Source organism: Psychrobium sp. 1_MG-2023, from assembly GCF_030689115.1.
Classification (GTDB): Bacteria; Pseudomonadota; Gammaproteobacteria; order Enterobacterales; family Psychrobiaceae; genus Psychrobium.
On sequence record NZ_JAUYVJ010000001.1, the window covers coordinates 65,711 to 88,508 of the forward strand.

The window sequence follows — 22,798 nt, forward strand, 5'->3', positions numbered from 1 at the left end:
ACCTTAAAATATAAACGATTATGCTTAAATATAGCGTAATAACGCTGGATTGAGTACTAGCCTAATGGCGAGCAATACATTGATTTTACCACCACCTTTAGTATTTGTAAGGTGGTGGTTGATTTTTAGTGAGAATAATTAACATCTAAAGGATGTCTAACTCATCCCAAATATCATCGATACGATCTTTTACTGACTGCTCCATGACGATTGGCTCCCCCCACTCGCGGTCTGTTTCACCAGGCCATTTGTTGGTAGCATCCATCCCCATCTTTGATCCTAAACCTGCCACTGGCGAAGCAAAGTCGAGGTAGTCGATAGGAGTGTGTTCAATCATGGTGGTGTCTCGCGCCGGGTCCATACGTGTCGTAATGGCCCAAATAACATCATCCCAACTGCGGGCATTGATGTCATCGTCACAAACAATTACGAATTTAGTGTACATAAACTGACGTAAGAACGACCATACTCCCATCATCACGCGTTTAGCATGGCCAGGGTATTGTTTTTTAATTGTCACCACTGCCATACGATATGAACAACCTTCGGGTGGCAGGTAAAAGTCGACAATTTCTGGGAATTGTTTCTTGAGAATAGGCACGAAAACTTCATTAAGTGCTACCCCTAAAATCGCTGGCTCATCTGGTGGGCGGCCAGTGTAGGTGCTGTGATAAATTGGCTTTTTCCGGTGAGTAATATGGGTGACGGTAAATACCGGAAACTCTTCGACTTCATTGTAATAGCCTGTGTGATCCCCATATGGCCCCTCTGGTGCCATTTCTCCTGGCTCTAAATAGCCTTCTAGGACGTACTCGGCAGAAGCGGGCACTTCAAGATCATTACTTAAACATTTAACCACCTCAGTACGGCTGCCGCGCAGTAATCCAGCGAAAGCATATTCAGATAACGTATCTGGTACGGGAGTTACAGCGCCGATAATCGTTGCAGGATCAGCCCCTAAAGCAACCGATACTGGGTAACGTTCGCCCGGGTTCGTTTGTTGAAATTCTTGATAGTCTAGCGCTCCGCCGCGATGTGATAACCAGCGCATGATCAGTTTATTTTTAGCAAGCAATTGCTGACGATAGATGCCTAAATTCTGACGTTCTTTATGCGGGCCACGTGTAATGGTTAACCCCCAAGTCACCAACGGCGCGGCATCGCCTGGCCAGCAATGCTGAATTGGTAGCTTGGTTAAGTCGACATCCTCACCAGTGTGGACAATTGCTTGACAGGGGGCGCTACGTAAGCGTTTATTTGGCATGTTAAGCACTTGCTTATACATTGGTAGCTTATCCCACGCATCTTTGATACCGCGGGGTGGTTCAGGCTCTTTTAGTTTAGCCATCAACTCACCAACATCACGCAATGCATCGGTGCTGGTTTGCCCCATTGCCAGTGCAACACGCTCCGTCGTACCAAATAGGTTAGCTAATACCGGTACATCATAACCTTTAGGATTTTCAAACAGTAGAGCAGGGCCTTTGGCGCGTAGGGTGCGATCACCAATTTCAGTCATTTCTAAATAGGGATCGATTTCTTGTTTAATACGTTTGAGTTGACCGAGTTGTTCAAGTTGGTCAATAAAATCACGAAGATCTTTATATTTCATAGTTCATGGCTTGCCAGCAATAATTTGACATTATTGTAGCAAACCCTGATCCGTGAATGAAATTTAGTTTTATGAGTACTTTTTTTGCTAAAACGCTTGCTCTACCATTGTTTTGAATTGTTCTGGTCCTTGAAAGCCAACGACACGTAAATGTTTTTGCTCCACACCTTGCGGATTATAAAACATGATCGTTGGTAACCCTAATACACCGAGCTTTTCTTGTAGCTCAATATCGAGCTCATCATTGGCTGTTACGTCACTTTGAATTAGTACCATTTGCTCTAATAATGGTTTCACTAATGGGTCTGAAAAAGTTTTATGTTCAAAGTCTTTACATGCAATACACCAGTCAGCAAAGAAATCGAGCATGACTGGCTTATTTTGCTGTTTTGCTTTGGCTAACTCTTGGTTTAATTGTGCTATTCCTTTGACTTGAATAAATTCAACGTTTTCTTGTTGCTGCTGTGTCACCGCGACATCGTCAAACAACCAAGGTTTAATTAATGTGACTGTGCCTGCGATAAGAAGTACCGAACATAGAGTATGGCGAATACTATGAGCTATGTTTAACGCCGTTGATTTATTGTGGTGCAATAGATAGCTCGCTACGCCTATAGCTAATAATGACCAACCACTCATGACCCAGATTGGGTCAAGGAACCGCTCCAGCAAGACGATGACCACAGAAAGGAGCATAAAGCCAAATAGCCCTTTAATGACATCCATCCATGCGCCTGCTTTTGGTAATAATTTACCCCCTGAACTTCCCATTAATAGTAATGGAATGCCCATACCGAGTGACAAGATATACAGGGTTAAGAAGCCTAATACTAAATCGCCAGTTTGTGCGACATATATCAGCGCACCAGATAAAGGGGCTGTAGTACAAGGCGAGGCAACTAATCCAGAGATCATTCCCATCATAAACACACTCGGGTAGCGTCCACCTTGTTGTTTATTGGAGAGGCTATTAAGTCGCTCTTGCCATGCGCTTGGTAATTGCAAATTAAACAAACCAAACATCGATAAAGCAAGGATAGTGAATAATATGGCGAGGGCACTCAATAAAATAGGGTGCTGAAAAGCAGCTTGAAACTGTAGCCCTAAAGATGCGACCACCAAACCTAATGCAGAATAGGTCAATGCCATACCTTGAACATAGGTAAATGATAGTGCGAAGGCTTGGCGTGTTGATAACTTATTGCCTGCACCAACGATGATACCCGATAAAATAGGGTACATAGGAAAGACACATGGGGTAAAGGCTAAACCGATGCCTAAACCAAAGAAGATCACTAAGGTCCATAGTAATGAGTCCGAGCTCAGTAGGCCTGCTAAATAATCCTGTTCCGGTACTTGGGCTGCGGGTGGTAGATCTTGAACGGTATTAGTGGTCACAAAACGCGGGTCAAAATAGAGTGTCTTGGTACTAGGTGGATAGCACAAACCCGCATCAGCACAGCCTTGATAAGCTAAGGTAATTTGATGTTCTTGACTACTGGGTGTCGGAATAAATGAAAATACAGCTTCTTGATAATAAACTTCTTGCTGACCGAAATACTCATCATAGTGATCAGAGCCTTTAGGTAGCGTTATCTCAGTGATGGTGGCCGTATCACTGGTGAATTTAAACTTTTCCTTATAGAGATAATAACCATCTGCAATTTGCCATCGGACAATAATTTTATTATTGGCTTGGTCGAAGTTTAGTTGAAAAGCTTGCTCTTCCGGCAAAAATTTTGGCTGCTGTGAAAATAGATCGGTAAGGGCATTAGCTTGAGTCGGCGCGACAAAAAATAGGCTCAATACAGAGAGCAAAAGGCTGGTAATTATGTGCTTCATGATGATTTTATATTTTCTCTTATCCAATCAAGATATGCTTGATTGCCGTTAATAATAGGTAAGGCAATAATTTCGGCAACATCATAAGGATGTAGTTCGATAATTTTTTGCTCTAGTGCTAGGAACAGAGATTGATGCGTTTTTATTTGCAATTGAAATTCAATGTCCTGTTCTATTTTTCCTTGCCAGTAATAAACTGACTTCATTTCCCCAAGAATGTTAACACAAGCCGCCAATTTTAGTTCAACTACCTGTTGTGCAATTAATTGCGCTGTTTTTTCGTTGGGACAGTTACATTTCACCAGAATATAGCCAGTCATTACGACCTCCAAAGACATTTAATGTTACAAATAAAATTCGTCAATTATGTCTCACCGCAATTGAATCTGCGAACTTTATCCCCATATTTATAGCTACCATTTGATTTCTATTAAATCACAGGATTTAATAGTGATTGAAGATAACATCTTAACGTTGAGGTTCTTGTGCTATTTGCTTTATTTTTAATTTTTGTCATTGTACCTATAATTGAAATTTCGATTTTAATTCAAGTGGGTGAACAACTGGGTGTAATGACCACCATTGCATTGGTTATCTTAACGGCGGCAGTGGGTGCCTCCTTAGTGCGTAGCCAGGGTTTGCAAACATTAATGTCAGCGCAGCAGAAAATTCAACAGGGCCAACAGCCCGGCCAAGAAGTCATCGAAGGGGTGATGCTGGCTATAGCTGGTGTCCTTCTTGTCACGCCAGGTTTTGTAACCGACATTTTTGGTCTATTAGTATTAACGCCTGTGACGCGTAAATTATTTGCCAATTACTTATTGTCAAAAATGATAGTTAAAGGCATGTCTGGTGGTGGCTTCCATGGACAGTCACCATTTCAAGGTGGTTTCGGACACCCACCACAACAAGATGGTGATATTATTGACGGAGAGTACTCTAATAAAGACCACGAGCACCATCTTGGAAACTCAGACCGTCAAGAATCAAAAGATGATGAGCAATCGACAAAGCACTAAAAACATCTATATTCTTGTTATCTAATGTAAAACCCTTTAAGGCTTGTTATTTATTAACAGGCCTTTTTTGTCTTTATTATACTAAATCAATAGATTGAATTTTGGGCAAACTTTGTTAGATTAGTAAGATAATCTTATCGCTTTATCCCAGGAACAAGGACGCTCTGTGAATATTTTAAAGGGGATGCTTAAAGTCAGGTGGACCATTAGGTTTACTGTCTTAACCGTATTTGTTTTTGCTAATTTATTAATCGCAGCCGTCGCTATAGGCTTGCAATATCATTTTAGCAAAAGTATGGCGACAGAAACCTCGCTAAATTACTTCAATAAAACGGCTAACCAAACGCGCGACTACATCGAGCATAACGAATCTCGCGCGATTGAATCGGTTAACTCTTTAGCTAATTACCCGTACTTGTTACAAGAGCAGTGGGTTGGAGAAACAACACCGCACCTATTTGCTCAAACAATGCAAAGTAACCCTGCGTTTTATGCTGCATATATTGCGTTTGAAAATGGCAATTTTTATGAGCTGATTAATCTTAATTCTAGTTTGGCGGTTAGAACGGGCTTAAACGCTAGCCCGAAAGATCGCTGGGTAACAATTACAGTATTAGGGCAAGGGGAAGAACGAAAGCGGACATTCACCTACCTAGATCAAGACTTTAATGTTCGAGTAGCTAAAGCTGAAGGGAGTGAATACGATCCAACAACACGACCATGGTTCATAGAAGCGAAGCCTACTAGGGTGCATAAAACAGCCCCTTATCTATTCCAACATTTGCAAGCGCCAGGACAGACGTATTCTAGAGTGCTTCCTAATTCATCAGCCGTTATTGCGGTGGATATCGCATTATCATCATTATCAACTTATCTCCAGCAACAGCAAGTGTCGGCTGATGAAGAAATTTATCTTTATCAAGAAACTGGCGAAGTAATTGCGTCCAATTTGGTGGACTCATTTGAACAGTCAATGTTGCAGGTGCCGCGCTTAGCGTTAACCCCAAAACAACAAGCTTTTATTGATAAAAAGCAGCTGTTTAAAGTTTCAAATTCTCAAGATTGGTCACCGATAGATTTTGCTATTTCAGGGAAACCTCAAGGCTATGCCGTAGACTTGATGTCGATTGTCTCTGCGAGTACGGGATTAAGATTTGAGTATACAAATGGTTATGAATGGTCTGAATTAGTAACCATGTTTGAACGCGATGATCTGGATATTCTACAAGGGGTCTTTCTCAATAAAGAAAATCAAAGATTAGGTCAGTTATCGTCCTCATTTTTAAACTTACCTTTGTCGGTTATTACGTTGAAGGGGGCTGAGAATATTGGCCGTATTGAGCAACTTAAAGGCAAAACTTTGGCGATAGCTAAAGGGTGGTCGTTATCAGCATTAATTAAAGAGCATTACCCTGACATTAATATTGTTGAAGTCGCACAACTTAAAGATGTTTTTGACGTAGTTCGAAACGGAAAAGCTTATGCGGGTATTGATAGTCAGCTTATTTTACAGCAAACCGGCAAGCAATTTTTTATCGATGATGTGCAATATCATAGCCGTTTAACGCTGCAACCGATGAATTTTTCTAACACATTACATTTTTTAGTAAATGAGAAACACCCGGAGTTACTGGAGTTAATTAATCTTGCTTTAGCTAATGTAAAGCCTGGACTGCTTACCCAGTTAGATGAGAAGTGGCAAATTAATCAATCACAACAAACGACGAAAAAAAACTATTCCAGTATGGTTCCTTATCAGTCATTAATTTCATTATCGGCACAGCCTGAGCTTCACGACCAGCTCAATAGAATGACAATTAATGATCGAGAATACTTCGTTTATACCCAATCGCTACTTGGGCATAATGAACATAAAGATATGTTTGCTGCTATGGTTCCCGTTGAAAGTGTGTTGGGTGAGAGCTTAAAAGAAATTCAATTATCGATTTTGTTTACAGGGTTGTGCTTGTTGCTGATGTTACCATTTTCATGGCTATTTTCTTCGCCTATTGTGAACCCTATACGTCGCTTAGCGAAACAAAATAAGTTGATTAACCAGCGTGAATTCGATCAGGTTTATCATCAACCAACAAGGATTTGTGAAATAGAGGAACTCTCTTTATCAATGATTGAGATGTCCAACTCAATTCAAGCTCATGAACGCTCGCAGCAAGAGCTTATGGACGCTTTCATTAAAATTATTGGCCAGGCTATTGATGATAAGTCACGTTATACAGGCGGTCATTGTTCGCGTATCCCTAATTTAGCCATCGAGTTAGCGCAGGCGGCCTCTAAAGATTCTCAAGGCGTGTTTAAAGATTTTTCGTTTAAAGATGATATGGAGATTCGTGAGTTTACCATTGCAGCATGGCTGCATGATTGTGGCAAAATCACCACCCCTGAACATATTGTTGATAAAGGGACTAAGTTAGAGGTGATCTATAATCGTATCCATGAGGTCAGAATGCGTTTTGAAGTACTCTGGCGCGATGCGGAGATTGAATACTTAAAGCAGATTCGCATTGCACCTCAGCTGGAAATGTCATTACTTGATCAGTTACAACGTACGCGTGAACGTTTACGCGATGATTTTTCTTTTATCGCTCAAGCTAATGTCGGTGGTGAATTTATGTCGCAAACAGACATTGCTCGTTTGCATAGCTTTAGTGAGATTACATGGCAACGCAATTTTGACGATAGCTTAGGATTATCACCTGTTGAAGAAGCCCGCCTATCAAGCAAAACAGTTTCATTACCTGTGACAGAGTCTTTATTGATGGATAAGCCTGACCATATTGTAAGTAGAACCGAGCCAATGGTATTTCCAGAACAATTCGAAATCAAAATGGATGTGCCAGAGCATTTAAGTAATCAAGGTGAGTTACATAATTTGACGATTACTCGAGGCACCTTAACGGCTGAAGATCGCTTTAAAATTAATGAGCATATTATAAGTACGATCAAAATGCTTGAGGCACTGCCATTACCTCCTGAGTTATCAAGAGTACCGCGTTACGCATCAACTCATCATGAAACATTAAAAGGAACAGGTTACCCAAGAAGGCTGAGTGCTGAAGACCTTTCTGTTCCAGAACGTGTTTTGGCTGTATGTGATATTTTTGAAGCATTAACAGCAGCAGATCGGCCATACAAGAAAGCGAAACCTATTAGTGTAGCTATTGATATTTTGCATAAGATGGCTCTTGATGAGCATATTGATATTGATGTATTCGAATTACTTTTAACGAGTGGTATTTATCTTGAGTATGCTAATGAGTATCTACCACCAAGTCAGATTGATGCGTTAGACATCAATCAATACTTACGTTCACCGGCTGAAAAAGGTCAGCCAGAACAAGCAATAGCTATGGCCTGAGTGTCGTAATAATAATTTTTATTACTCTACTTATATTTATGCCCTCGCAGTTAATAGATTGTGTTGGAGGGGGAATAATGCCCGTATTGTTAATACTGATTGCGTACGCAACAGCGGGGTGTATACAATCAACCCGAGGGACTCTAGTTCAGGTGTGCGATAGCGCATGCAAGTGTGATTGTTCTAAGCAGAATACAATCAAAGCGCATTAACTGTTAATGCGCTTTTCCTTCACTTACTTTAAGCGCTAATATATAACACGCGCCGCCAATTAGGATGTTAGCTATCGCAATCGCCGCGAATATGCCTGTCGCGCCGAGTAATATATTGCCCAGCCATGCCATTGGCAGCATAATCAAAAATAATCTTGCCATATTAACCAGTAAAGAACTGCCCGGGCGGTTAAACGCATTGAGGCTGTTGGCCACTAAAATCACCACGCCAAGGGCGCCATAGGCGACAGGGACTAGCCATAAAAATATCACGAGATATTCAATCACACTTTCATCATCACTAAATAACCCGGCAATAGGGTAAGCGAAAACAGCAATAAGCAGATAAAAACCTAGTTGGCACAGCAAAGAAAAATGAGCACTGCCAATTAAGGCTTGTTTAGCGCGCGTGACTTGACCTGCTCCTAAATTTTGCGCGATAAATGGGGTTAGTGATGATGAAAGGGCGAGTATTGCAATGAGCATTAGTGACTCAATGCGCATACCCACACCATAGGCCGCGACCGCCGCTGTATCGTAATTGGCTATCATGGTCATTAAAATTGCATTGGCCAGCGGGTTGATCATTTGTGAGAGTGCCGCAGGTCTGCCAATCTTTAATACTTTGCGCCACACTGTAACAGCTTGCTGCCAATTTAAACTAACCCAGGCAATTAGCTTACTCCGTTTTAATAAAATGAGGGCTCCGACCATCGATAAAGCCCATGAAAATAATGTCGCAACGGCTGCGCCTTGGATCCCCATCGCGGGTATTGGCCCTAAGCCAAAAATGAAAATAGGATCAAGAATGACATTAATCAGTCCGGCAACCGCCATCAAGATGCTGGGAAATTTAGTGTTTCCTGTCGCTCGCAACGCATTGTTGCCAATCATCGGAATGACTAAAAACAAGATCGCGATATACCACACTTGCAGATAATCACTGATATAGGGCAGTAAACTTGGTTTTGCGCCCATCGCTGTAAACAATGGAGTAATGGAAAAGTAACCTAAGGTCGATAGTGAAATGGCCGTTATTAACCCTAGCAATAGTGCGTTGACGACAAAATCTGCGACATTGTGCTGCTCGCCTTGACCAATAATCCGTGCGAGTGACGCTGATAGACCGACTCCTAGACCAATTAAAATACTGGTAATAATAAACGTAATAGGAAAAGTGAAACTTAACGCCGCTAATGGTTCGGTGCCGAGCAAACTGACAAAATAGGTATCGGCGAGATTAAACACTAATAAGCTAAGGATCCCTAAACCTGAGGGAATGCTCATTTTGGTTAATACATCACGAGTAGGGGAGTTGAGTAAGTCGTGTTTCAAAAGCTGCCGAGTCGAAAATTATAAAGGGCTAATTGTATCGTGAATTGATATCACAGGGTGCATTTTTATACTTTTTTCTGTTAAAAGTAGCCTTAAGTCTTGGATCTAATTTTTTTGCCCCCATAGATGATGTTAAGTAGAGAGGTAGAGAATGATCTTTACCCAAGCAGAAAAAACAATTAAGGAGTCAGCAATGAGCATTCGTCCATTACATGATCGCGTAATTATTAAACGTATTGAAGTAGAATCTAAGTCATCGGGCGGTATCGTTCTGATGGGGAGCGCGGCAGAAAAATCAACGCGTGGCGAAGTGATTGCAACTGGCAACGGCCGTTTGTTAGACAACGGTGAAGTGCGTCCATTAGACGTAAAAGTTGGCGACACAGTAATCTTTAAAGATGGTTACGGCGTAGATAAAGAAAAAATTGACGGCGAAGAAGTGCTAATTCTGTCTGAATCAGACATCTTAGCAATCGTTGAAGCTTAATAACCCCACGAAACATAATTTTAGGAACATATCATGGCAGCTAAAGAAGTAAAATTTGCAACAGACGCTCGTGTAAAAATGCTAGCGGGTGTTAACGTATTAGCCGATGCAGTAAAAGTAACTTTAGGCCCTAAAGGTCGTAACGTCATTATCGATAAGAGCTTTGGCGCTCCTACTATCACTAAAGATGGTGTATCTGTAGCGAAAGAAATCGAATTAGAAGACAAATTTGAAAACATGGGCGCACAGTTAGTGAAGGAAGTTGCTTCACAAGCAAACGATGCTGCCGGTGACGGAACAACAACCGCGACAGTATTAGCACAAGCGATTATCAGTGAAGGCATGAAATCTGTGGCTGCGGGTATGAATCCAATGGATTTAAAACGTGGCATCGACAAAGCAACCGTTGCTGCTGTTGCCGCACTAAAAGATTTATCACAAGAATGTACTGATAACAAAGCGATTGAGCAAGTAGGTACAATCTCTGCAAACTCTGATAACAGTGTTGGCGAAATCATTGCTACAGCAATGGCTAAAGTAGGCACTTCTGGCGTTATCACGGTTGAAGAAGGTCAATCACTTGAAGACGAGCTTGATGTAGTTGAAGGCATGCAGTTTGACCGTGGTTACCTATCACCATATTTCATCAACAACCAAGAACATGCTAGCGTTGAACTAGAAACGCCGTTTATCTTATTAGTTGATAAGAAAGTATCAAACATTCGTGAGTTAGTGCCAGTTTTAGAAGGGCTAGCAAAAACGGGTAAGCCATTATTAATTGTTGCAGAAGACGTTGAAGGCGAAGCATTAGCGACTCTGGTTGTAAACAACATGCGTGGTATCGTAAAAGTTGCAGCAGTTAAAGCACCTGGATTTGGTGACCGTCGTAAAGCGATGTTACAAGATTTAGCTATCTTAACTGGTGGTACCGTGATTTCTGAAGAAATCGGTATGGAGCTAGAGAAAGCGACATTAGAAGATTTAGGTAGTGCGAAGCGCGTTATCATCACTAAAGATAACACGACTGTGATTGACGGTGTGGGTGATGAAGCGGCCATTAACGCACGTGTTAGCCAAATCAAAGCACAAGCAGCAGAATCAACGTCAGACTACGACAAAGAAAAACTACAAGAACGCATGGCTAAATTAGCTGGCGGTGTTGCAGTAATCAAAGTTGGCGCAGCAACGGAAGTTGCAATGAAAGAGAAGAAAGATCGTGTTGATGATGCACTTCACGCAACGCGCGCAGCCGTTGAAGAAGGTGTTGTAGCTGGTGGTGGTGTTGCTTTAGTACGCGCAGCCTCTGCAATCAAAGATCTTAAAGGCGACAACGAAGAGCAAAACCACGGTATTGCCTTACTACTTCGCGCAATGGAAGCACCATTACGCCAAATCGCTTACAACTCAGGCGACGAGTCATCAGTTGTTTGTAACGAAGTGAAAAACGGTTCAGGCAGCTACGGCTATAACGCAGCAAACAGCGTTTACGGTGATATGCTAGAAATGGGTATCTTAGACCCAACGAAAGTAACACGTAGCGCACTTCAGTTCGCAGCCTCTGTTGCTGGTCTAATGATCACAACTGAAGCGATGATCACTGACGCACCTGTTGATGCAGCTGCTGCTCCAGCAATGCCTGACATGGGCGGCATGGGTGGTATGGGCGGAATGGGCGGCATGATGTAATAGATTTTAGCCTAAATCGCTTATCTAAAAAGCCATAACATGTTGATGTTATGGCTTTTTTGTTTCTGTTATTTAATAAATCTTTATTATTTTAGGGGGATAAAGTGGGGTATCAATAATCCTCCCATTTAGTTACAGCTTTAAAAACATAGCGATAAGTCATAAATGGGATGCATAGTATGAATTTTTATTGGTTTCATTCCTCAGTAAAATGAAGATCTAATACCAACATTTTCTTTTTTATCTTGGTGCTCAAATTTTTCAAACTTGAATTACGTGCACATTATGCGCATAATATGATTATTAAATGTTTGGAGTGCTAGTTATGAATATTACTTTAGGTAAAGAGTTTGAAAGAAGGATCACAGAGAAAGTATCTGATGGTTTATATACTTCAGCTAGTGAAGTGATCCGTGATGGTTTGAGACTATTGTTTGAGAAAGACGTTGCTAAAAACCAGCAACTTGAAATATTACGAGAAGAAGTCGCTAAAGGATTCGAACAGCTAGCTGCTGGCGAATCGTCAAAGCACAGTGTAATGGAAATATTTGAACAAGCTTCTCTATCAGTCGCTAGCAAGTCAGCGAGCGATAATACCAATGCCTAGCTATAGGTTATCCCCTTTAGCTGAAGCCGATTTATTCAAAATAATTTCATCAACTATTGAATCTTGGGGAAGTACACAGGCAAAGGTGTATGCTCAAACTATCGATGCAGCCTTATTGAAGTTAGCCCAATACCCTGACTTTGGTAGAGAAAGAAGTGATATTTATGACGGTGCTAAAAGTTTTCCAGTAGAGAAGCATATTGTCTTTTATCAAATTAGTGAAAGTGGTATTGATGTTGCCCGTATTCTTCATCAGCGTATGGACCCATCAAAACACTTCTAATCTTACTTTGGTAAAATTTTTAATTTAAATTCAACAGGTTAAGTCTATCAGTAAATAAACAAGGATGTAAAGTGGGGGGGCGATACATTGTCCCATGTAACAATTTTAGTTAAAACAATTAGATAGGCTTTGAATGGGCGGCATGATGTAATTTGTGCTGGTCTAAACTGTTAATTACTGCGTTGCTTGGTTACTCGCTTAAGAAACACTAAACTTCGTAACCAAGCGTCTTGTACTAAACAGTTTATCCTGCGCATAAACATTGAGTTGCTATCGCACTTATCTAATAAAAACCTGCTTCGGCAGGTTTTTTGCGTTTTATGGGAAGTATGAAGTGAGGTTGGCAAGATATGATATAGCCATCCTCTTCAGTCTTACGTCCTTCGCAAGCGTCATCGGCAGTCTTTTAGCCAGAATCTCACCTTTGGAAGCAAAGCGAGGTCCTCAATAGCACACTTTCATGACGACGAGAGGTGGTTAACTTCAATACTGTCTCGTAGGTTATTTCTTAATAAAAGCTCATCGTTAGCCTTCACTTCATTAACTTAATATCTACTCATTCATTTTTTGTGACAAACGTCCTATTGATTTATAAAAATACAGTTTGCCATCCCTGATGTTATAACATAACATACCGCGCTAATTACACTTTGTTACGTTATAACGTAATTACATCGTGCTATAGCAATTAACTATTAAGAGGCATCATGAGAAAATTATCGCCGATTATGAGTGCACTTCTTGCCATTTCTGCAAGTGGTCACTTATACGCAGAACAAGTTCAAGGTACTGTTACTAATACCCAAGGTGCAGCAGTTGTTGGTGCGACCGTGAAGGTCGTAGGGACAAATAACGTTGTAAAAACAAACGAAAATGGTGTTTTTAATTTAGACGTTAAACCAGGAAGTTATGAACTGCATGTCGTTGCGGATCGTTTTGTTCATGAAAATGTCGATGTTAATGTGATAGAGAATCAGACCGCTCAGGTCAGTGTATCGCTAGATAAGTCTGCCATTGAAATTATTGATGTTAGTGCAACACCTTTCCATAGTTCTAATATTGAATCAGCTTTACCTATTACGGTGTTGCAAGGCGAAAGTCTGCGAATGCGTCAAGAAAACACCCTAGGGGATACATTAAGCAAAGAGATTGGTGTCCACAGTAACTTCCATGGCAGTGTGGCAAGTACGCCGATTATTCGCGGCCTTGATGGCCCGCGTGTCTTGATTACACAAAATGGCTTAGATGCAGGTGATGCATCACGTGTAGGCCCTGACCATGCGGTATCGACTGAAGCATCGACTACTGAACGTATTGAAGTACTTCGCGGCCCAGCAACACTGTTCTATGGGAGTGGTGCAATTGGTGGGGTAGTTAACTTAGTTGATGAAAGAATTCCTCGCGATAGAGACACGAAAGGTGAATGGCTGGCCGAGCATAATAGTAATAATGATCAAAAGCTGTTCTCAGGTTCTTTTAACACTAGTGTTGGTGATGTTGCACTGCATGCCGATGGCTTTTATCGCGACAATGAAAATTATCATGCGCCTAAAAAAGATGGTAAAGATGAAATCGCTAACTCAGCATCAGAGTCAACAGGTTTTACTTTAGGTTCAAGTTATTTATTAGATAACGGGTTTGTTGGTGTTTCATATCAAGCACTTGATCAAGAATATGGCATTCCGGGTCATAGTCACGGAGATGAAGAAATTGCTGTTTTGGCTGACATGGAGCAAAAGCGTTGGCAATTACTCAGTGAGCTTGATTTTGAAAATTCGGTCATTAAAACACTGAATACTAAGGTTGCTTATACAGATTATCGTCACAGCGAATTAGAAGTAGGGGTTGTCGGTACTACTTTTGATAATGAAAGCCTAGAAGCACGTGTTGAGCTTTTACACCAAGATTATGCAGGCTGGCGTGGTGGTGTAAGTCTTCATTATAAAGAAAGTGATTTTATTGCTGTCGGTGCTGAGGCTTTTACCCCACCGTCTGAAACAAGTTCTATTGCGTTAGCTTGGATTGAAGAGCGCCACTTTGATGATGTTCTACTGCAACTTGGTGCACGTGTTGAGCGTACGAAAATTACGGCTGCTAAAGTTCGTTTACCGGAGATTGAGTTATTTGAAGATCATGACGAACATGATCACGACGAGCATGCAGATGAAGCGCATGGCCATCACGAGCATGGTCACGATGAACACGATCACGACGAACATGCACATCATGATCAAGAAGGTATGACGCGTAACTTCGCAGTTGAACATGAGTTTACTCCAGTGAGCTTCTCGGCGGGTTTAGTGTGGGATTTCGCAGATGGCTACAACTTAGGTTTGTCACTATCACACTCTGAACGTGCTCCTTCAGCTGCTGAACTTTTATCTTTTGGCCCTCATATTGGTACAGGCTCTTATGAAGTGGGTGGACTTTTCTCATTACATAACGATCACGGTGAAGCGGCCCACTTTGGTTTAACCGATCACGAAATTGTAATGGAAACAGCTAATAACATCGATTTGAGCTTACGTAAGTTCAAAGGTGATTTTGGTTTTATTTTAAATGCGTTCTATAACCAAATTGATGATTATTATTACGAACAAGCGACAGGTCTGTCAGCGGGAGATGGACATGATCATAGCGCTCATGGACATGATGATCATGGTGAGGAAGCGCACACTTTACCGTTGTATTTATTCACTTCACAAGATGTCACTTTACATGGCTTTGAAGCCCAAGCTGTATGGCAAGTTACTGATGAATTTTCATGGAAAGTACAAGGCGATATCATTCGCGCTCGTCTAGATAATGGCGGTGAGTTACCTCGTACTCCTCCTGCACGAATTACGACTGAATTGAGCTATGAAGGTGAGAAAATTTCAGCTGACCTATTTGTCGGGCAGCATTTTGAACAAACGCATATCGCGGCACTAGAAACATCAACAGATAGTTACACCATGGTTGATGCCAATGTGAATTATCACTTTACCTTAGGTCAACATGACTTAGCCGTTTACCTTAAAGGTAAAAATTTAACGGATGAATATGCGCAAGTTCATACTTCATTCTTAAAAGATTTAACGCCACTCGCAGGCCGCTCTATTGCTGTCGGTATTAGAGGTTCATTTTAATTTCACCCTATAGCTTGGGTAAGTATTAACGTAACAAAGGAAAATCATGAAAAATTTTAGTTTAAAAACATTGGTCATCGCATGTGCTGCGACAGCGCTAATTGGTTGTGGTGACAGCGAAACTAATATTACTGAAATTACGCCAACGCCTGCACCTGCAGCTGGCCACGATCATGACCACGATCATGGCCAAGAGTTAGGTAAAGGGCGTTTAGCTATAGCTGATGCTGATCAGGCTGTTGTACACTTTTTTGATTTGGAAGATAACAGTTTAGTCGATTCATTAAGCATTACTAATCCAGCAGAATACTTGTACGCGAGCCCAGAAGGTCGTTATGCCGTTGCTGTACAGCGTTCATTTGATACTGTTGAATTTATTGATGGTGGTGTCTGGCAAGAGCTTCATGGTGATCATTATGATCAACACAATGATGAGCCTGAACTGACTAGCTTCACTCTAAATGACACTAAACCAACGCATTATGTACCACGTGGTGATAAAGCTGCGGTATTTTTTGATGGTGATAAAGAGTCGGGTGTCAATGCTGGTTTAGGTCTATTAAGTGATGAAAGTATTGCTGAAGAAAAAATGATTGCAGAGCATCATTTTGATACCTACATGCATGGTACTGCTGAAATTCGTGGTGAGTTTGTGTTAACAACACTACGTGACAGTGAATCGGAAAGTAGCCTACCTGAGCAAGTGGCTTTACTTGAAGTACACGGTGATCACTTCCATCAAGAGCAAGTATTTGAAACAACGTGTCCGGCATTACATGGCAGCTTCCAAACTGAAACGCATATCGCGTTTGCTTGTGGAGATGGCGTATTATCAATTGAGCAGCAAGGTGACTTATTTACAGCATCTAAGATTGCAAACCCAACGGATATGCCAGAAGGTGTTCGCATTGGTTCATTAAAAGGTAGTGCAGAAAGTGATGTGATGTTTGGTGCTTCACGTGCGGGGTTCTTTTTAGTAGACCTAGCACAGCAGAATATTACTCCCTTTGATTGGAAGCAAGAAGAGACTTTAACGTCAGTTACTTATGGTTTTGATGGCCATAATGAACACCTGTTAATTTTGGATAATGAAGGTCACTTAAACCTTTATTCTGCAGAAGAGAATTGGCAGTTTGATAGCCGTATCGAAGTTTTCGAAACATTAGCTGAAGACGCAAAACCTGTCATTGTTGCATCAAAAGCGCACGAGTTGGTTTACATTATCAATGGTCAAGAAGTAACGACAATTGATTTGCATGATGGTGAAGTAAAAGGCCACTTTGACCTAGACTTTACACCAGGTAAAGCGGCTTGGTTAGGTGTGGCTGCTGAAGAAGAGCACGAACACTAAACCTAAACAGAGTATCAGCGTAAGGGTGTGTCAAAGGGCTTAATTAAGCGAGTTTTGTGTCGCCTTTACGCTTTGCGTTACTTTTGATTGTGGCTCGTTGCAGTATGCTATTTGAAGTGAAGGTCAGTCAGTAGTTAGACTTATCTTGCTTAATATGCTGCTTGGTGCGATAGCCAGCTATCGCTAAACTTGACCACACTGTCACGGTTCTTCCTTCGGCTGTACCCTTACCACTAATTGCATCAATCATTTGCGGCAAAATAGCTAACGCGATCTAATAACGGTCATCACGTTATTAAGAGAGTGAACGAAAAGAGATACTGCTGAGTATCTCTTTTTTCGCGATAAACAGTGAACAATTCCCCTTGTTATACAACTTAAACCAATTCCATTATTAGCTTGGTCACTTTGCACGGACTAAGTAAATGACAGTGGTGTTAGTTACGACTAAGTAGCAAACTGTATATGTAATTAATTGCTTTTCGTCATTAAGGTCACTACTTAGCGCCTATTTGGAACATAGAATCAATGCACTAATCGGTTTATTCACGTTACAGAGTCGGTTACTTAGTGGAATAGATATTAGTTTTAAGTACAAAAAAAACCACACGATAATGAGGTGTGGCTTTTTATGTCTTTTAAACGTTTACTAATTAAGAATTACACTAAACTTTAAACTCTGTAGCTGACGCTTGTAGTTCATCAGCTAATCTAGCAACCTCAGAGCTCGCCTGTGCTGTTTCTGATGCTCCTTGTGATGTTTGCTGAGCAATCTCAACAATATTCTCTAAAAGCTGTGAAATCTCGTGTGAGACAACATTTTGTTCTTGGGCTGCGAGAGAAATTTGATTACTTTTTTCATGTACTCGCTCTAATGAACTGTTCATTACCGACAACGCTTCGACACTTTTCTCTGTATCAGCGACACAAGCCTCTGCACGTTGTTGGCTCACTTCCATTACTTTTACTGCTTCTTGGGCTCCGGATTGAATTAGCTCGATCATGTTGTGAATTTCTTGAGTCGACTCTTGCGTACGGTTAGCAAGGTTTCGAACTTCATCAGCCACCACTGCGAAACCGCGTCCTTGTTCACCTGCACGGGCAGCTTCAATGGCCGCATTGAGCGCTAGTAAGTTTGTTTGTTCTGCAATGCCTCTGATAACATCAATGATTGAACCGATATTGGTGCTATCGTCATGCAATTTATTGATCACTTCTGCCGCAGAGCTGATTTCACCTGACAGTGAGCTGATTGTGTCTTTATTCTGTTCTGAGATATTGGCAATATCTGAGGCTTGAGAGTTTGTTTGTTGAACTTCTTCAAGGGTTGCTGACGCATGTTCAGAGACTTGTTCTGCACTTGAGCTCAGTTCATTGGTAGCGGCCGCAGCTTGGTCAACTTGTAATTGTTGCTCACCAATCGCTTGTGTTGTTTGGCTAGTGATACAAGAGGTTTCTTCAGATGCTGTTGCTAGTTGGTTGGAGCCTTGGGTTATATCGGCAATCAAGCTTCTAAGGCTCGCTGCAAGGTTATTAATATTGGTTGCTAGAGTCCCAAATTCATCTTTTGAGTCTTGTTCAACCGTTTGAGTGAGATCGCCAGAGGCAAGCACCGTTAATAGTTTATTAATCTTATTAAGTGGCTGAGTGATTTTTTTAACCGTGTAGTAAGACACGATTGATGAAAGCAGAATGGCAATAATGATGGAGATGGTAATTTGCGTCTCACTGCTTTTTACACTGTCTAACACTGTTTGCTGCGACTTAGTTGCGCTAGCGCTTGCTTGATCGAGTAAGCTAGCGACATGTTGATAACTAACGTTAACAAGCTCCGTTGTTTGGCTGTGTAGTTTATTTGTTGTTTGGATTTGTGTTAATAGCGAGATTTTAGCTGCGTGGATAGACTGTTCGCCAGTAATGTAATCGATAATCTGGTTATGGCTGTTATTTAAATCTTGTAATAATTCGTCTTCTACGACGCCTTGGGCACGCTCTAACATGAAGTTGAGCTTAGTCTTGATATCCTCGTGTAAAAAAGTCAGTTCTTTTGCAACAGCATCTGACTTTAAAATATTAGGCTGCTTACTGACGTCTTCAGCAGTTTTAATGAGGGTTAATACTAAGTTATCTAAGTCATTAGCCATCGCAATAATGTTATCAAGTGTGGCTTGTTCTGAGTCGACTTCAATATCAGAAATATCGAGTAGTAAGCTACTAAAGTCATCTGCTGAATCGGTTAAAATTGCTAAGCTAGAATTTAGTGCTAGTGCTTTGTTTAAGCTTGATTCCTTACTACTATATAAGCGGTCGGTAATCTCTGCGGTTTCTTTGAGTGAAGTGCTTAACGCATCGGTTTTATCACTTAGACTGGTGTCTCGCCCACTAATCGCTCTAAATTGCTCAAGAAGTGAAGTTAATAATTGTTTTGACTCGGTAATCTTTTGTTGATGTTGGTTTAATTGTTCAAGGTCTTGGCTATAGTACTCAAGTAAGGTGAAGCGCTTAAGTTCCATTAATTGGACTTGTATTTTATTGCTGACTTGGAAGGCTGGTAAAGATATCTCTTTTGCGGTTAACGTCTCTTTTTCAACTTTTACGAAGTTTAAAAAGGAGTTAGCACCGACAAAAAACAAGACGATAAGGATGATACCAAAGCCACCGACAATCCGATTTGCTACCGTTAAATTCATGAAATTACTCCATCGCTCGCACAGAATGAATCGATGCTACTGCTAATTATAAACTCTCGATATATAGACAAAGGGAACAGCCTGATATCGTCACTATACTAAAGTATGGCCTTAGCTTAACAACAATCATACTTAATGTTAATAAACTATCGGCACAAATGTTAATTACTGTAACGATTTTTGTTGGAAAAATTTATTTTCTTCGAGCGACCATGCCGTTAAGTGGTTTCCCCATAAACAGCCTGTATCGAGTGCAATATGTTGAGTACTTGCTGTTTCCCCTAAAAGGGCGGCCCAATGACCGAAGATTAGTTTAGATGAATGCGAGGGGGCATTGACATTAAACCACGGAACTAAGCTGTGATCAGTGAGCTTATTCGGTGAGCACTTCTCAGTGAAGTTAAGCTGACCATCATGGTGACAATATCGCATTCTAGTTAAAGCGCTAATGGAAAAAATGGCTTGTTGTTGTTCGGTGAGGTCTTGGTTCCAGCTGTTGAGCTGATTATTGTACATCGCTTTTAGTAAATCGAGCCATTGTGTTGATTGAAGTTGTTGACTGACTTTTTTAGCCATCGCTTTGGCAATCGGTAAGGTCCACTGCGGTGTGATACCTGCGTGACTCAGTATTAAATTGTCATTATCCAAACTGATCAATAAAGGTTGGCAGCGTAAAAAGTCAATATACTGAGCTCTATTGGGTGAGTTTAATAAAGGAGAAAAATTATCGTTAGCGTTTAACGGCTTGATTCCTTGACTGACAGCTAAAAAGTGTAAATCATGATTACCCAGAACGGTATGAACCGAGTCTCGATGTAACAAAACAAAGTCTAACACCTCACAAGGTTGCGGTCCTCGCCCAACTAGGTCTCCAGCAAGATAAAGTTTATCTCGCTGAGGGTTAAAAGCGATCTTCTTTAGCAGCAGCTCAAGCTCGCTATAGCAGGCTTGGATATCGCCAATAAAGTAAGTGGCCATAACTTAGTGAATCATGGTGCTATCTGCGAGTAGGAATGGTTCAATAGCAACGTCAAAGGGCTGTCCAGTGGCATCAACCATCATAAACTTCCCTTGCATTGTGCCTACCTGCGTTTTGAAGGTTGAGCCACTGCTGTATTGAAATTCACCGTTAGCTTCGATGGTGGGTTGCAGTCCAACAACACCTTCACCTTCTACTTCGCTTTGGTTACCGTCGCTATCGGTAATTAACCAGTGGCGGCGTAATAGCTGCACTGGTTCATTTGAATTGTTGACTATAGTAATATGATAACCAAACACATAAAGCGTTTGATTATCTGCTTCACGTTGCTCGATAAAATTGCTATTGACTTGGACACTAATTAAATTTGAAAGCTGCATGTTGAAAAACCTATGACTCTGGCGTCGTCGCTTTATCTGTGATGAAATTAGCAATATCAACGAACTGTTTTAACGATACTTGTTCTGCACGCATCGTGATATCAACACCTAAGGCTTCAACCTCTTCGACTGTTGCAATACCTTTGAGGCTATTTCGAATCGTCTTGCGACGTTGACTAAACGCTTGTGTAACGACTTTTTGCAGTTGATTAATATCTTTTGCTGGATAAGGTACTTCGCGGTACGGCTCTAAGCGAATAACTGCTGAATCAACCTTCGGAGGAGGCACAAAACATTGCGGGCCCACTTCAAGTACAGGGATCATTTTACAGTAGTATTGCGCCATCACACTTAAACGACCATAAGCTTTAGTGTTGGGGCTGGCACATAAACGTAACACCACTTCTTTTTGCAGCATGAAATGCATATTTTCAACAATGTCTGCTTGTTCAAACAAATGAAACATTAATGGCGTAGAAATGTTATACGGTAAGTTTCCAAAAACTTTCAACCGTTGACCCGGTTTAGCAAGTTTCGAGAAATCAAACTGTAACGCATCACCTTGGTGAATGGTTAACTTTTTACCCAGTGTTGGGTGTGCTTGTAATCGTTCGGCTAAGTCGCGGTCTAGCTCTACCACGGACATTGAATCAATCTTTTCAGCAACGGGCTCTGTCAATGCCCCTAAACCGGGACCAATCTCTACTAAATGGTCTTCTGGCTTTGGATCGATCGCAGCCACGATATTATCGATGACGCTTTGATCATTTAGAAAGTTTTGACCAAAACGTTTTCTAGCCGTATGGCCTAAATGTACTTTGTTATTCATGTTATCTCTTAGCTGCGAGTTGTATCGCTTCGTTGATGGCGACGATCATGCTACCTGTATCTGCATTACCGCTTCCGGCTAATTCCAGTGCCGTTCCATGGTCAACGGATGTTCTAATAAATGGTAGGCCCAGCGTAATGTTAACTGAGTTACCAAAGCCTTTATGTTTCAAGACAGGTAAGCCCTGATCGTGATACATCGCTAATACAGCGTCGGCATTATCTAAATACTTATCTTGAAATAAGGTATCAGCGGCTAACGGCCCGACAATATCCATACCTTCTTCACGTAATTGTTCTATGGCGGGGATGATAATGTCTATTTCTTCTCGTCCAAGGTGTCCGCCTTCACCGGCATGTGGGTTGAGGCCACACATATAAATACGAGGGTTTTCGATCCCGTATTTATTCACTAAATCTTGGTGTAGGATTCGAGAGATATTAATAATACGATCGTATGTAATCGCTTTCGCAACATATGCTAAAGGAATATGCGTTGTAACTAGAGCAACGCGAAGTCCAGTCGTAGCAAGTAGCATCACTACATCCGCAGTGTTTGACTGCTGAGCAAAGAACTCGGTATGGCCACTAAAAGCTATACCAGATTTATTAATGATACCTTTATGAACAGGCCCTGTAACAATTGCTGCAAACTCGCTATCAATATTGTGATCACAGGCAAATTGCAATGTCTCTAGAACATAGGGGCCGTTCTTTTCATTAAGCTCGTTACAAACGGCTGGCTCGGCCAATGGAATATGCTTAACGGTTAAGGTGCCAGCACGCTGTGGCTGAGCGGCCACTGAAGGATCATAATCAATCAACTCTAAAGGGAGCTTTAATTGTGCAGCACGCTCTAACAGTAGAGACTTGTCGGCAATAGCGATTATTTCAACAGGCCAATCTTGTTGTGCTATTGATACGGCTAAGTCAGGGCCAATGCCTGCTGGCTCCCCGGGTGTTAGAGCGATACGTTGTGTCAC

The 22,798-nt window shown here is 41.3% G+C and carries 18 protein-coding genes; 8 read left to right on the plus strand and 10 right to left on the minus strand.

Annotated elements, in window-relative coordinates; genetic code table 11:
- Positions 1-145 precede the first annotated feature (145 nt).
- From ubiD to cutA, 3 genes are all read right to left on the minus strand, one after another.
- Positions 146-1,612 carry a 4-hydroxy-3-polyprenylbenzoate decarboxylase gene (ubiD, locus tag Q8W26_RS00255; RefSeq protein ID WP_101212710.1) on the minus strand — a complete coding sequence of 489 codons (1,467 nt, stop codon included), beginning with the start codon at positions 1,610-1,612 and terminating at the stop codon, positions 146-148.
- An 87-nt stretch (positions 1,613-1,699) separates the two neighbouring features.
- Positions 1,700-3,454: a protein-disulfide reductase DsbD gene (locus Q8W26_RS00260; RefSeq protein WP_101212712.1), complete on the minus strand. Its 1,755-nt coding sequence runs from the start codon at positions 3,452-3,454 to the stop codon at positions 1,700-1,702.
- Entirely contained in the window at positions 3,451-3,774 is a 324-nt protein-coding gene (gene cutA / locus Q8W26_RS00265) for a divalent-cation tolerance protein CutA (RefSeq protein WP_101212715.1), read from the minus strand. The genes Q8W26_RS00260 and cutA overlap by 4 nt, the downstream gene beginning before the upstream one ends.
- Positions 3,775-3,939: 165 nt before the next feature.
- Here cutA and Q8W26_RS00270 point away from each other — a divergent pair, with 165 nt between their 5' ends.
- Both Q8W26_RS00270 and Q8W26_RS00275 read left to right on the plus strand, forming a co-directional pair.
- The gene (locus Q8W26_RS00270; protein WP_101212717.1) at positions 3,940-4,473 is read left to right on the plus strand and encodes an FxsA family protein; all 534 of its coding nucleotides are present in this window, start codon (positions 3,940-3,942) and stop codon (positions 4,471-4,473) included.
- A gap of 166 nt (positions 4,474-4,639) precedes the next feature.
- On the plus strand, positions 4,640-7,849 hold the full coding sequence (locus tag Q8W26_RS00275; protein ID WP_370694246.1) for an HD domain-containing phosphohydrolase: 3,210 nt from the start codon (positions 4,640-4,642) through the stop codon (positions 7,847-7,849).
- 215 nt (positions 7,850-8,064) lie between these two features.
- Here the strand turns inward: Q8W26_RS00275 and Q8W26_RS00280 are convergent, their stop codons facing one another.
- Entirely contained in the window at positions 8,065-9,348 is a 1,284-nt protein-coding gene (locus tag Q8W26_RS00280) for an MATE family efflux transporter (protein ID WP_101212953.1), read from the minus strand.
- Positions 9,349-9,589: 241 nt separating this feature from the next.
- Between Q8W26_RS00280 and Q8W26_RS00285 the strand changes: the two genes are divergently transcribed.
- The 6 genes from Q8W26_RS00285 (at position 9,590) to Q8W26_RS00310 (ending at position 16,938) form a co-directional block, all read left to right on the plus strand.
- On the plus strand, positions 9,590-9,883 hold the full coding sequence (locus Q8W26_RS00285) for a co-chaperone GroES (RefSeq protein ID WP_101212954.1): 294 nt from the start codon (positions 9,590-9,592) through the stop codon (positions 9,881-9,883).
- Between the two features lie 33 nt (positions 9,884-9,916).
- Positions 9,917-11,569: a chaperonin GroEL gene (gene groL / locus Q8W26_RS00290; protein ID WP_101212719.1), complete on the plus strand. Its 1,653-nt coding sequence runs from the start codon at positions 9,917-9,919 to the stop codon at positions 11,567-11,569.
- 325 nt (positions 11,570-11,894) lie between these two features.
- Positions 11,895-12,176 carry a type II toxin-antitoxin system ParD family antitoxin gene (locus Q8W26_RS00295; protein WP_101212721.1) on the plus strand — a complete coding sequence of 94 codons (282 nt, stop codon included), beginning with the start codon at positions 11,895-11,897 and terminating at the stop codon, positions 12,174-12,176.
- On the plus strand, positions 12,169-12,459 hold the full coding sequence (locus tag Q8W26_RS00300) for a type II toxin-antitoxin system RelE/ParE family toxin (protein WP_305471828.1): 291 nt from the start codon (positions 12,169-12,171) through the stop codon (positions 12,457-12,459). Before Q8W26_RS00295 ends, Q8W26_RS00300 begins: the two co-directional genes overlap by 8 nt.
- A 707-nt stretch (positions 12,460-13,166) precedes the next feature.
- On the plus strand, positions 13,167-15,587 hold the full coding sequence (locus Q8W26_RS00305) for a TonB-dependent receptor (protein WP_101212723.1): 2,421 nt from the start codon (positions 13,167-13,169) through the stop codon (positions 15,585-15,587).
- A 46-nt stretch (positions 15,588-15,633) separates the two neighbouring features.
- Positions 15,634-16,938: a hypothetical protein gene (locus tag Q8W26_RS00310; RefSeq protein ID WP_101212725.1), complete on the plus strand. Its 1,305-nt coding sequence runs from the start codon at positions 15,634-15,636 to the stop codon at positions 16,936-16,938.
- Positions 16,939-17,065: 127 nt separating this feature from the next.
- On the opposite strand, the gene Q8W26_RS00315 is transcribed toward Q8W26_RS00310, so the two are convergent.
- From Q8W26_RS00315 to pdxA, 6 genes are all read right to left on the minus strand, one after another.
- Positions 17,066-17,188 carry a hypothetical protein gene (locus Q8W26_RS00315; protein WP_305471829.1) on the minus strand — a complete coding sequence of 41 codons (123 nt, stop codon included), beginning with the start codon at positions 17,186-17,188 and terminating at the stop codon, positions 17,066-17,068.
- A 415-nt stretch (positions 17,189-17,603) separates the two neighbouring features.
- On the minus strand, positions 17,604-19,628 hold the full coding sequence (locus Q8W26_RS00320) for a methyl-accepting chemotaxis protein (protein ID WP_101212727.1): 2,025 nt from the start codon (positions 19,626-19,628) through the stop codon (positions 17,604-17,606).
- A gap of 165 nt (positions 19,629-19,793) precedes the next feature.
- On the minus strand, positions 19,794-20,606 hold the full coding sequence (locus tag Q8W26_RS00325) for a symmetrical bis(5'-nucleosyl)-tetraphosphatase (RefSeq protein ID WP_101212729.1): 813 nt from the start codon (positions 20,604-20,606) through the stop codon (positions 19,794-19,796).
- Between the two features lie 3 nt (positions 20,607-20,609).
- Positions 20,610-20,987, minus strand: a complete 378-nt coding sequence (apaG, locus tag Q8W26_RS00330) for a Co2+/Mg2+ efflux protein ApaG (protein WP_101212732.1) — start codon at positions 20,985-20,987, stop codon at positions 20,610-20,612.
- Positions 20,988-20,997: 10 nt separating this feature from the next.
- Entirely contained in the window at positions 20,998-21,816 is an 819-nt protein-coding gene (gene rsmA, locus Q8W26_RS00335; RefSeq protein ID WP_101212734.1) for a 16S rRNA (adenine(1518)-N(6)/adenine(1519)-N(6))-dimethyltransferase RsmA, read from the minus strand.
- Position 21,817: 1 nt separating this feature from the next.
- The gene (gene pdxA / locus Q8W26_RS00340; RefSeq protein WP_101212736.1) at positions 21,818-22,798 is read right to left on the minus strand and encodes a 4-hydroxythreonine-4-phosphate dehydrogenase PdxA; all 981 of its coding nucleotides are present in this window, start codon (positions 22,796-22,798) and stop codon (positions 21,818-21,820) included.

Bases quoted from the DNA above. Each gene is read 5' to 3' on its own strand.
- ubiD (WP_101212710.1), bottom strand. From the start codon at position 1,612: ATGAAATATAAAGATCTTCGTGATTTTATTGACCAACTTGAACAACTC.
- Q8W26_RS00260 (WP_101212712.1), bottom strand. From the start codon at position 3,454: ATGAAGCACATAATTACCAGCCTTTTGCTCTCTGTATTGAGCCTATTT.
- cutA (WP_101212715.1), bottom strand. From the start codon at position 3,774: ATGACTGGCTATATTCTGGTGAAATGTAACTGTCCCAACGAAAAAACA.
- Q8W26_RS00280 (WP_101212953.1), bottom strand. From the start codon at position 9,348: ATGAGCATTCCCTCAGGTTTAGGGATCCTTAGCTTATTAGTGTTTAAT.
- Q8W26_RS00285 (WP_101212954.1), top strand. From the start codon at position 9,590: ATGAGCATTCGTCCATTACATGATCGCGTAATTATTAAACGTATTGAA.
- groL (WP_101212719.1), top strand. From the start codon at position 9,917: ATGGCAGCTAAAGAAGTAAAATTTGCAACAGACGCTCGTGTAAAAATG.
- Q8W26_RS00295 (WP_101212721.1), top strand. From the start codon at position 11,895: ATGAATATTACTTTAGGTAAAGAGTTTGAAAGAAGGATCACAGAGAAA.
- Q8W26_RS00300 (WP_305471828.1), top strand. From the start codon at position 12,169: ATGCCTAGCTATAGGTTATCCCCTTTAGCTGAAGCCGATTTATTCAAA.
- Q8W26_RS00305 (WP_101212723.1), top strand. From the start codon at position 13,167: ATGAGAAAATTATCGCCGATTATGAGTGCACTTCTTGCCATTTCTGCA.
- Q8W26_RS00310 (WP_101212725.1), top strand. From the start codon at position 15,634: ATGAAAAATTTTAGTTTAAAAACATTGGTCATCGCATGTGCTGCGACA.
- Q8W26_RS00315 (WP_305471829.1), bottom strand. From the start codon at position 17,188: ATGATTGATGCAATTAGTGGTAAGGGTACAGCCGAAGGAAGAACCGTG.
- Q8W26_RS00320 (WP_101212727.1), bottom strand. From the start codon at position 19,628: ATGAATTTAACGGTAGCAAATCGGATTGTCGGTGGCTTTGGTATCATC.
- Q8W26_RS00325 (WP_101212729.1), bottom strand. From the start codon at position 20,606: ATGGCCACTTACTTTATTGGCGATATCCAAGCCTGCTATAGCGAGCTT.
- apaG (WP_101212732.1), bottom strand. From the start codon at position 20,987: ATGCAGCTTTCAAATTTAATTAGTGTCCAAGTCAATAGCAATTTTATC.
- rsmA (WP_101212734.1), bottom strand. From the start codon at position 21,816: ATGAATAACAAAGTACATTTAGGCCATACGGCTAGAAAACGTTTTGGT.